We start from the raw sequence: 790 nt of genomic DNA, 5'->3' as shown, positions 1-790 counted from the left end.
TTCTCTCGCTTTCAATCTACGGTTATGAACTTTAATCTTCTCTATATAAGCCTCTCTCAGCCAAGTTGATATGGTTTCACGCTGTTTTTGCTTTAGGTGAGACCATTTCTTATTGATTTGCAATAGTTGTCCCTGAGGGCTCCTGATATGATTCTTTATTGCTCTTCACTCCCCAATCGTATTTTTTCTTATTTGAACCAAAGACGTAGTAGGCCTCGAATCACGGCATACGCTTTAACAATTTTACGAATTGAACCTTATGAAAACATCCAATCAATAAAAAAAGGACTAGATGATTAATCCTAGCCCTTTTTATTATACATTAAATTAGTGTATCAACCACCGTGATCTCCAATTGAAAGACTTTGAATTACTTCGTAAGATTGTGGAGTTTTCGCTGTATTCGTCACACCTATAGTCAAGGTTATAGCCGTGACAATTCCCATTAAACTGAATACTATTTTTTTCATTTTAAAGCTCCTTCCTCAAAAAATTTTCGTTTCGCTTTCAACCCTAAATGGAAATACTTACTCGCCTCATGATGATTCTTTTCGTCATAAAATTTTGTTCCCAGCGTCTCATAAGACTCTTGAACATCTTCATACAATCCTTCTCTTTCGAAGTAATCAATTCCTGCTAGCACTACGGTTTCGAGCTTTTGAGTAGTTGAAGCATTGTTTAGCTCTTGTAAAATGAGATATCGATGTATGAACTCTTCTTGATTAAGTTTCTTACTAATATTTCCTCCATCTCCAATTATCCCCCCTTCCCCCCCCCCCCCCCCCCCCCC

The 790-nt window shown here is 37.5% G+C and carries 1 protein-coding gene and 2 pseudogenes; all 3 read right to left on the bottom strand.

Annotated features, from left to right (window positions below):
• Positions 1–159 (bottom strand): annotated as a pseudogene (locus tag ABE099_RS20735) (transposase); the annotation flags it as partial.
• A 176-nt stretch (positions 160–335) separates the two neighbouring features.
• Positions 336–470 (bottom strand): hypothetical protein, encoded by a 135-nt coding sequence (locus ABE099_RS20730; protein ID WP_430033561.1) that lies wholly within the window; start codon positions 468–470, stop codon positions 336–338.
• Positions 467–790 (bottom strand): annotated as a pseudogene (locus tag ABE099_RS20725) (tetratricopeptide repeat protein); the annotation flags it as partial. The gene ABE099_RS20730 and the pseudogene ABE099_RS20725, both read right to left, overlap by 4 nt.

The organism is Paenibacillus turicensis, assembly GCF_050461185.1.
Lineage (GTDB): Bacteria > Bacillota > Bacilli > Paenibacillales > Paenibacillaceae > Fontibacillus > Fontibacillus turicensis_A.
Note: the sequence above shows the minus strand (reverse complement) of the source record. Positions and strands in the feature narration are given on the sequence as shown.

What these genes read in the sequence shown, in the direction of transcription:
- ABE099_RS20730 (WP_430033561.1), bottom strand. Translation starts at nt 470, where the DNA reads ATGAAAAAAATAGTATTCAGTTTAATGGGAATTGTCACGGCTATAACC.